Source organism: Vibrio halioticoli NBRC 102217 (assembly GCF_000496695.1).
GTDB classification, from domain to species: Bacteria; Pseudomonadota; Gammaproteobacteria; order Enterobacterales; family Vibrionaceae; genus Vibrio; species Vibrio halioticoli.
The window spans coordinates 1-9091 of sequence record NZ_BAUJ01000064.1 but is presented as its reverse complement, the minus strand read 5'-3'; the positions used below and the strand labels follow the sequence as shown (position 1 = coordinate 9091).

Annotated in this window: 8 protein-coding genes; 3 read left to right on the top strand and 5 right to left on the bottom strand. The window is 43.6% G+C overall.

Annotated elements, in window-relative coordinates:
- Positions 1 to 73: 73 nt before the first annotated feature.
- Together viaA and VHA01S_RS15680 are read right to left on the bottom strand one after the other, a co-directional pair.
- Positions 74 to 1519, bottom strand: a complete 1446-nt coding sequence (viaA, locus tag VHA01S_RS15685; RefSeq protein WP_023405325.1) for an ATPase RavA stimulator ViaA — start codon at positions 1517 to 1519, stop codon at positions 74 to 76.
- Between the two features lie 9 nt (positions 1520 to 1528).
- Positions 1529 to 3196 carry an ATPase RavA domain-containing protein gene (locus tag VHA01S_RS15680; RefSeq protein WP_023405324.1) on the bottom strand — a complete coding sequence of 556 codons (1668 nt, stop codon included), beginning with the start codon at positions 3194 to 3196 and terminating at the stop codon, positions 1529 to 1531.
- A 258-nt stretch (positions 3197 to 3454) separates the two neighbouring features.
- Here VHA01S_RS15680 and VHA01S_RS15675 point away from each other — a divergent pair, with 258 nt between their 5' ends.
- Both VHA01S_RS15675 and ltaE read left to right on the top strand, forming a co-directional pair.
- Complete coding sequence (locus tag VHA01S_RS15675; RefSeq protein WP_023405323.1) at positions 3455 to 3973, top strand: NUDIX hydrolase; 519 nt, start codon at positions 3455 to 3457, stop codon at positions 3971 to 3973.
- A gap of 11 nt (positions 3974 to 3984) precedes the next feature.
- The gene (gene ltaE / locus VHA01S_RS15670) at positions 3985 to 4995 is read left to right on the top strand and encodes a low-specificity L-threonine aldolase (protein WP_023405322.1); all 1011 of its coding nucleotides are present in this window, start codon (positions 3985 to 3987) and stop codon (positions 4993 to 4995) included.
- A gap of 125 nt (positions 4996 to 5120) precedes the next feature.
- Here ltaE and VHA01S_RS15665 read toward each other — a convergent pair whose 3' ends face one another.
- From VHA01S_RS15665 to VHA01S_RS15655, 3 genes are all read right to left on the bottom strand, one after another.
- Positions 5121 to 6389, bottom strand: coding sequence for a DEAD/DEAH box helicase (locus VHA01S_RS15665; RefSeq protein WP_023405321.1), 1269 nt, complete (start codon positions 6387 to 6389; stop codon positions 5121 to 5123).
- Between the two features lie 38 nt (positions 6390 to 6427).
- Positions 6428 to 7024 (bottom strand): acyl carrier protein phosphodiesterase, encoded by a 597-nt coding sequence (locus VHA01S_RS15660; protein ID WP_023405320.1) that lies wholly within the window; start codon positions 7022 to 7024, stop codon positions 6428 to 6430.
- Between the two features lie 97 nt (positions 7025 to 7121).
- The gene (locus tag VHA01S_RS15655) at positions 7122 to 7715 is read right to left on the bottom strand and encodes a YceB family lipoprotein (RefSeq protein WP_023405319.1); all 594 of its coding nucleotides are present in this window, start codon (positions 7713 to 7715) and stop codon (positions 7122 to 7124) included.
- Positions 7716 to 8059: 344 nt separating this feature from the next.
- Here VHA01S_RS15655 and VHA01S_RS15650 point away from each other — a divergent pair, with 344 nt between their 5' ends.
- Entirely contained in the window at positions 8060 to 8779 is a 720-nt protein-coding gene (locus VHA01S_RS15650; protein ID WP_023405318.1) for a phosphatase PAP2 family protein, read from the top strand.
- The last annotated feature ends 312 nt before the right edge of the window (positions 8780 to 9091 follow it).

The following is a 9091-nucleotide window of genomic DNA, read 5'->3' as shown; positions in this document are numbered from 1 at the left end:
CGATTGGTATAACAAAGCGCTCCCTTGCTTAGGTAAGGGAGCGCTTTATGCTTGCTTTGAGTTGTTTCAAAGATCACAGTTTCTTAATAAATCGTCCCATCAACCCCGGATGATAACTCCAGTGATGGCTAAATATATCAAGCAATTCAGGGTTGCCATATTTAGAAAGACAAAGGGCATGGAAACGATTATGCCTAGCTTGTAGCTCAGTCACCTTATCCACCATCTCTTGCGACTGTTTAGGCGCAATAAAGTCTGACAGCACCACCATATCTGCATTTAAAAATTTATCGGTGTGCATTAAATCGATGCATTTTTGCAATACAGGCTCAAAGTCGGTACCGCCATGAAATGTGTACGAAAGAAAATCACTCGCTTCACGCAAGCCATCTTTTTTAGTTAATTCATAGGTAATCTGTTCGGTAGAAAACATAATCACAAAGCAGTCTCGCTGCTCGGCTAACGCAATTTGCATCAAAGCATACGCCATCGCTTTGGCGCACTGCTCAGGGAAACCGCTCATTGAACCAGAGGCATCCACGCAAACAATAAATGGTCCTTTTTCTAAATCTAACTCACTAGAATTTGGCGTATGCGCATTCACTTTACGTAACTTACGAGACTTACCTGCGGTGCGATAATTCATCAAACGTTTATCAACTAAATGCTGGTAGAAAATCACTTCCAGTTCAGGATAAGCCAGAAACATAGTTTCGTTGGGCAGCAGTTTGCTCAAATCGTCACTTTCATGAATGCCGACAATATCATCGGTCGCTTCATCTGACTGCTCTTCGACTAATTGCAATTCCACCGCCGGTCTTTTTCTCAGCGCAGGGTCGTCAACTTGACTTGCCATGCGTCCAAGTTCATTGGCTATCTCTTTTAAGCCGCTGTGCTTGCGTAAAAAGGTGGCGTATTTTGCCATGGTTGCAACATCGGTACGGCTTAGCTTAGCTGCCGCCATATCCCATAGGCGACCCAGTTGCGCTTCGTCCCCCGCATCGCCGATTTGACGCATGTTTTTCATGTTTTCCATACGATTATACAAATCGTCTAAAAACTTTTGCTTATCAACTTCTAGCTCATCAAGTTGCAACTGCTTCACCGAACGATACAAAGATTGATACCATTGATCGCAGAAAAAATGCGCAAACATAGGATTAGGCGCACTTTCTTGTCGCTCCAACAAGCGTTTTGCGGTGGAGTAGAAATTGCTATTGCCTTTTAGCTGACGAATCGTCGATTTTATCTGTTCTTCAAACTGAGCTTCATCCCAGTGAATCACGGTTTGATAAAGCGCCAACTCTTCACGAACTTGTTCCGACTCGGATACCTTGCTAATGCGTCGTTTAACAGAACCTTTCCACTTACGCAGATGGTTGGTAACCGACGCTTGCATGCCCGGTTTTTCCGATGCCATCAACACCTGACTGCGGCCAATCAAATCATTGACTGCCGTTTCAACCATACCCGATTCGGCGACCGACATTGCCAGATTTAACGCATCAACTCCAAGCATCGCGCTCTCCTATTCGGTAAAGAAATCGGCAAGCATACCGATCCTTTGCGCCACTTTCTTCGATCTTTGCTGTGACTCATTTAAGGTCACCGATAGTTGTTGCAAACTCGACTCCATCGCTGTCGGTAATTCAGGTTCGATAAAGTTATGCGGCAGAGCGCCATGAAAATCAGAGCGCACTTTAGTAAACAGTAGTTCAGCTTGCATCAATTGATTTACCGCCTCGTTGGCACGTGCATGCCACGCTTGATGTTTTTCCACATCTAGCCCTGCGTTAGTGACTAAACCTAACAATACCGAGCGATTCGCAATATCTTTAATAACAAGGTGATTTTCGCCATCTAAGGCGAACTTTAGAGACATCAAATTAGGATTGTGATTAACATAACCATACACATCTCCCCCGCCATGGTTAATGGCGTTGACTAATTCAGTATGCGGTACGTACACATAACGGGTATCACCTTTATCATGCTCTGAAACGGACTGATTACTTTGCAATAGCACCAATTTCACTAAATTTCGCGCGTTACCTACGCTGTGCGAGCGCCAGTCATCCAGATCAACTTTAAAGCCTTCCTTGCCCTTTCGCAGCAGTCCAGAGGTGTGCTCTGATTGTACTTGCATGACGTTTTCGTCTTCGATTTCACATTGAATATCAGTTAATACATCGTTGCTATCTTCAATGATTTGCAAAATTTCTTTTTGATTGAAGGCGTGTTTTAAGGCAAATTCATGCATCACTTCCCTGACGATAAGGCGCGAGGCAGGGCTATTCCACAAACAGTCTTGAATGAGCAGTAAATCAAGGGCATTGATTTTTTGACGGCCATTAAAAAACGCACTCGCTTTTAATAATTTCACCGCTTTTTTCCAGCGACGATCCGACACATACAACTCATCAGAGTTAAGTTTGTCTTCGTTTTCTTTGTGGCGAGTTTCGAGCATGGTTTTTAGCTGATACAGCTTGTTAAATACTTCATCAGATAGTGGCATGCTATCTAGTTCATTTAACCATTGAGTATATTCTTGGTTTGAAATAGTCAGGTCTTCAGGCACTTGCGCTTCTTGCGGCGTGCCAACGGTGAGCATGCTATGAAAGTTTTGCTTATCTTGAATTCGATTGACGAACACGCGCACCAACATGCGATCGTACAGCGCTTCCAAACCGCTATCTTGATCGGGCAATTCATTGGACGCGGAAATTAACAGGCGCATCGGCACTTTTTCAATTTCACTGCCATTTTTAAAGGTCTTTTCGTTCACCACGGTCAATAAGGTGTTTAAGATTGCCGGGCCTGCTTTCCAAATTTCATCAAGGAACACCACGTTAGCGGTGGGCAAATAACCTTTAGTTAAACGAACATAACGACCATGATCTTTTAGATCTTGAATACTGAGCGGGCCAAATACCTCTTCAGGGGTTGAAAAGCGCGTCATCAGGCACTCAAAGTAGCTGCTACTTTCAAAGGCTGAAATGAGACGTTTTGCAATCAGACTTTTGGCAATTCCCGGTGGTCCGAGCAAAAACACACTCTCACCGGATAAGGCGGCGAGTAAGCAGAGTTTAATGGTGTGTTCACGTTCATAAACACCTTCCGAAAGCACTTTAACTAGTTTATTAATACGTTCGGAACGTAATGCGCGCTGCGCATGAGACACACGGGTGTTTTCCATTCTAAAATTGCTCCATTAAACTGCTTATTGACCCTGTTTGAGTCTAGTAAAAGTATACGCCACTGCTGGGCTCTTTTCCCTAGTAGGTCTAATAACTTAGCGAGATCTGGCTCACACTGCAAACTTAGTTTGTAAATGTGTTGTTTAACCTATTCATTCAATACGTTAGTTTGAATGCATGTGCGTTTTTAACGCCAGCGCATTCACCATAATTGTAAACACGAATGCCGAAAAATAACCTTAATTGAGTAACAAATCATGCATAAAACTCTGCATAGCTGGAAGAATCTCTCTCTCATTGAAGAACCTTTAACTCTGCCCAACGGCGTAGAGGTTGAACACACCTCAATTGTTCACCCAGGTGCGGTGGTTATTTTGGCAAGAACATCACAAAATAAGCTGTTATTGCTCAATCAATACCGCCCTTCATTAAAAGACTGGCTTCTAGAAATACCCGCAGGCACGCTCGATCCAAATGAAGATCCGCTGACTGCGGCCAAGCGTGAACTGGAAGAAGAAACCGGATATAGCGCCAAAAAGTGGCAAAGGTTTGGCAAACTTACCCCAATGGCGGGATTTTGTAATGAAGTTCAATATCTGTATCTTGCGCAAGACTTATCATTAACCCAAAGTTTAAGCCAAGATACTGACGAAGTTATCGAAGTGCTTGAGGTTTCCATTGATGATCTGCTCGCTTGGATTCAACAAGATAAAATCACCGACGCTAAAACAATCGCAACGCTGTCAAAAGCATTACTCAACGGAATATTAAATTAAAAGGAATAGTCATGGACTTTCGCTCAGATACTGTCACCCAACCTACCCAAGCAATGCGCGACGCCATCGCTAACGCCCCTGTGGGTGATGATGTTTACGGGGATGACCCAACCGTTAACGAACTGGAAGCTTGGGCGGCAACAACTCATGGGTTTGAAGCAGCGCTGTTTACCTCATCGGGAACGCAAGCCAACTTACTGGGCTTAATGTCGCATTGCGGACGTGGCGATGAGTATCTTTGTGGTCAGCAAGCACACAACTTTCGATACGAAGCTGGCGGCGCGGCAGTATTAGGCTCAATTCAGCCACAGCCTATCATGAATGAACCCGATGGCACTTTGTGTTTTAAGAAGCTTGAAGCGGCCATAAAACCGGACGATTTTCACTGCGCGCAAACTAAATTACTCAGTTTAGAAAACACCATTAATGGCAAAGTACTGCCGCTTGAGTATTTAGCCCAAGCACGTCAGTTTGTGGATAAGCACGGCTTAAAACTGCACCTTGATGGCGCACGTGTTTACAATGCAGCAGTGGCGTTAGGTGTTGATATTAAAGAAATTGCTCAGCATTTTGACACTATGACAGTGTGCTTATCTAAAGGCTTAGGTGCACCGATTGGCTCTCTTCTTTTAGGTGACACTGTCACCATAAACAGAGCACGTCGTATCCGTAAAATGCTAGGCGGTGGCATGCGTCAAGTGGGTTTACTGGCGGCAGCGGGAAAATTAGCGCTCACTGAACAAGTCGCGCAACTGTCGGTCGATCATGCAAACGCGCAAATTCTGGCGCAAGGTCTAGCTAAGCTAAATGGCTTCCACGTTAAACCTGAACTGGTACAAACCAATATCGTGTTTGCTAAGCTGGATGATGCGGTTGATATCGACGCTATTTGCGCCGACTTAGAAAAAGAAGGCATTTTAGTGACCCCAAGTAACCCTATTCGCTTTGTGACCCACAAAGACGTCAGCGCAGAGGATATCGCGCTGCTATTAGAGCGTTTGGCTAACAAATTAAATGATTAAGCGCTAAGTAATTAAGAACTTAGCTATTAATAAATAAGCAAAAACCGTCGTTATCTGTGATAGATAACGACGGTTTTATTGTTTTTATAGCCAGACGCTATGCCCGACGCTATTAGTTGCCCCTATTAACGGCGGCGATTCTTACCACGATTTTTATGTACGCCTAGTTTTGCTTTCAGTTTACGTTTTTCGGAGCTGCGACTGCGACGAGGCGCGTTTTCTTCAAACACTTCTGAATCTGGGCTTGGCTCAAATCCGGCTAACCACTCTTGCGGTAATTTCTGATCCAGCAATCGCTCAATGGCTTCTAAAAGATATTGCTCATTGTGACTCATCAAAGACACAGCATGCCCCACGTTACCAGCGCGGCCACTGCGGCCAATGCGGTGCACATAATCTTCGGCTTTGTATGGCATATCATAATTGATGACGTGTTCTAACTCTTTAACATCGATGCCACGAGCAGCCACATCCGTTGCCACCAGCGCGCGCACTTTTCCAGCTTTAAACTCATCTAACGCACGCTGTCTGGCGCCTTGGCTTTTATCACCATGAATTGAAGCGGCTTGGATGCCATCCAGTTTTAGCTCTTTTGCCAGTGCTTCCGCGCCCTCTTTGGTTCGGGTAAACACCAATACTTGTTGCCAATTACGAGAACCAATTAGATACGACAACAATTCACGTTTACGCTTTTTATCCACGGGATAAACGATTTGTTCAACACTATCCGCCGTCGAGTTGGCAGGGCTCACTTCCACTTCTACAGGGTTATTTAAGATTTTGTACGCAAGATTTTTAACCGCTTTTTTAAAAGTTGCGGAGAAAAACAGAGTTTGACGGTCACTGTTTAGCTTTTGCAAAATGCGTTTAATATCGGGCATAAAACCCATATCCAACATGCGGTCTGCTTCATCAAGCACTAAATACTGGGTGTATTGCAAAGTGAGGTTTTTATTAAACAGGTGATCAAGCAATCTTCCAGGAGTGGCGATTAAAATGTCACAACCACGATTAAGATTGGTCACTTGCACATTAAAGCTAGTGCCGCCATACACCACCACGGTTTTTAGCTCCGTTGGCTTAGCATACTCAGTAATCGCATCAAACACTTGCTGCGCCAGTTCACGGGTTGGCACTAAAACGAGAGCTTTAACTTTGCATTGCGACTGCGGATTATGAGCGGTGATCTCACCCATCAGCTTTTGAATGATCGGCAATCCAAAAGCGGCTGTTTTGCCAGTACCTGTTTGCGCCGCGGCTAACACATCTCGCCCCTCAAGTACATGCACAATGCCTTCGGCTTGTACCGGTGTTGGTGTCACTATGTTCAGTTTCTCTAAGTGTTCAACAAGAGAGGTTTCAAGACCAAGGTCGGCAAATTGGGATGCAGGCATACAGGATTCCGTTGGATGTTTTCTTTAAGGCAGGGATTCTACTTTAATTTAGCCTCAGTTACAGCCTCTATCACCTCTGGGTAAAAATCGAGAAACACTTGGTCGAGCGTTTGGTAATGCTGTTGTAATGTTGCAAAGCAATCGGATAAAGGCGCCATTCGGACACTGCGCTGCGACATTCGGCTAAGGGCAAAGCCGACGTTATCCAGATCTTGATAAGAATAAATCCAGCCGCCATCCCACATGCTAGTGATCACTTTTTGATAACGCTCAGGAAGAATGATATCCGGCGCAGAATGAATGAACTTAGGATGGGTCAGTTGCTGGGCATGCTCACAAAACTGAGCTAGTGATTGTTGATGAAACTTATCCCAATGCTGCACAAGGCAGTGATCCCAAAACACGTCTAACGCTATCGGTGCATAGCGTCGACGTTCGCCAAATAGAGGCTTGATAGCGGCAATTGCAGGGTGACTGTCGGTAAAACTGTCGATAAATCGATGCAAGCGAATACCATGAGTCACCTTTGGTGGATAATGCCCTTGCGGATTACCACGCACAAAATCCCCCAGCAGATTGCCTAATAAACTGCTATTGCTCACATGCGCTAAATGTAAATGGCCTAAAAAGTTCATGTTGTCACTTTCCCTAAAGGTTAATGCTACGGTTTGAACCAAGAGCATGTTATTTCGCTATATCTATATCGCAGCACTCTCCACTTAACCAAAAAGCTTAATCAAACAGCTCAATGACCAACTTATTGTCTCTAATCACCAAATTAGGTTCAGCGGATTTAATCAGTGCTTCTTGCAATACATTGCTATCGAGCTTATACACTGGTTTTTGCGACAAGCCATAGCCAATCATAGAGACCGCTGGTTTAATAAGTCGTTTTATGTCTGCGGGTAATGGTGTGCCATTTTCCGTGAATTTTTCTAGGCGAATGGATTGCAAAAATACTTCGCCTGTTTTGGCATCGTAATGAGGCACTGCGCTAAATTCGAGATCCAAATCCAAACGTTGCTTTGGCGAATCAAACAGTTGTACGTTAGCGATAGTATTGGCAAACACAGCGATTCGGTCAGCATCGCTGCGCCCAATTTTCACTTTAAGGTCGGTCACTGAAACTTGCGCATACATAAGGTTTTCAACCCCAACAGACTGATTGAAACTAACATTGTCATGTAAATATTCAGTCATCTCTTTTTCTGACACGCTATAGGTGGCACAACCACTAAGCACAATAGTGATGCTAAGCAGTAGCAATCGTGATAATAGTGACAACAGTGCTGCTGTTTTGTGTTGATGTATCGTCATTTTGTTCATTGAGATTCGCTCTATCGTGCCATCGCAGATCATTACAGCTAAGTGTTAATCGTAATAACTGTCAAGGAAGGTTATATACTTGGCATTGCCATAATGAAGTCATAATACAGGTCAAATATAGGCGTTAAGCGGTTAAAACTAGCCTCACATTGACAATAGCAGAGATTAATTTCAGGTATTATCTACTGCAAGTTTAAAATAACACGCTAAACAACGGATAATTGTCCATATAATCAGCATCTGGACGAAATATTAGTTTCAGTTTTACGTGCTTACTTTGCATCACGTTACACTATTCAAATCAACATACTATTCATACGAATACATTAAGAGCTATAGGCAAGATGAATTTACAGTACTGGAAAAATAATATTAGTGGTCTGTTAGTGGTAGGCGTATTTCTCATTGCCGTCGCTATTTTTACCTCATTAATCCCTGCAATCGATCTATTACATTCCGATTCAAGTACATTAGGGGCCATATTTACCTATCTGACCTACTCTGCAGGTTCGCAAGGGTTCTTAATTACATTAGCCGTTTTAGTCATTGCTATTGCACTAAAAACGCCAACGAAAAAACGTCTGTTCATCTTAATGGTACAGCTTGGCGTGTTACTTGTGCTCTCTTTTGGTGCAAAATCACTGCTTAAAAAAGTGACTCAAAGCCCTCGTCCTTACACCGAAGCCTTGACACAATTACATTTGGTCGATTCTCCACAAGATTTCTATCACCTCGATATGCCGGATCAAAACGCCGTCATAGATCAGGCGTCAAACAGTGTATCGCACTGGCGCACCATTCACTGGCAAGGTGAAACAGATTACTCGTTCCCATCTGGACATACTGTATTTGTGGCGCTGTGTTTATTCTTCTTTGGCGGTTTATTTGTGCAGCGTAAACAATACCTTGCCCTTTCTATTTTGTTGTTATGGGGGTTAGGCGTTGCGTACAGTCGTTTATGGCTCGGCATGCATCGACCAGAAGATCTTATTGGCTCCGCGCTAGTGGTTGGGGTTATCGCCATATTTATTCCTGCGCCATCCTCTGGCAAACCCTCAGCCTAAGTTAAGCAATATCGAGATAAAGCACGTTAAGGGGTGATTTGTTAACAAATCACCCCTTTTTCATTCATTAATAAGCACTGTTGTGGTCTGCTAGATAGATTCTTATTGATGTATCCGCTGAAAGAACGCAAAATAGCGCTCCTTCCCAAGAAGGTGAGCGTTTTGTACTTTATACCAATCGTACTAAATAACTGGTCATTCTAGCTTGTTAAAATGCTCGATAACGGCGTTAGAATTTTTGATTGTAGAATAACTACTTATCAAAAATTCTGCCTTGTTCTCGAACATTTTTCCTGCGCTAGTTCTGATCAC

What these genes read in the sequence shown, in the direction of transcription:
- VHA01S_RS15655 (WP_023405319.1), bottom strand. Translation starts at nt 7,715, where the DNA reads ATGAACAAAATGACGATACATCAACACAAAACAGCAGCACTGTTGTCA.
- VHA01S_RS15675 (WP_023405323.1), top strand. Translation starts at nt 3,455, where the DNA reads ATGCATAAAACTCTGCATAGCTGGAAGAATCTCTCTCTCATTGAAGAA.
- VHA01S_RS15665 (WP_023405321.1), bottom strand. Translation starts at nt 6,389, where the DNA reads ATGCCTGCATCCCAATTTGCCGACCTTGGTCTTGAAACCTCTCTTGTT.
- VHA01S_RS15660 (WP_023405320.1), bottom strand. Translation starts at nt 7,024, where the DNA reads ATGAACTTTTTAGGCCATTTACATTTAGCGCATGTGAGCAATAGCAGT.
- ltaE (WP_023405322.1), top strand. Translation starts at nt 3,985, where the DNA reads ATGGACTTTCGCTCAGATACTGTCACCCAACCTACCCAAGCAATGCGC.
- viaA (WP_023405325.1), bottom strand. Translation starts at nt 1,519, where the DNA reads ATGCTTGGAGTTGATGCGTTAAATCTGGCAATGTCGGTCGCCGAATCG.
- VHA01S_RS15650 (WP_023405318.1), top strand. Translation starts at nt 8,060, where the DNA reads ATGAATTTACAGTACTGGAAAAATAATATTAGTGGTCTGTTAGTGGTA.
- VHA01S_RS15680 (WP_023405324.1), bottom strand. Translation starts at nt 3,196, where the DNA reads ATGGAAAACACCCGTGTGTCTCATGCGCAGCGCGCATTACGTTCCGAA.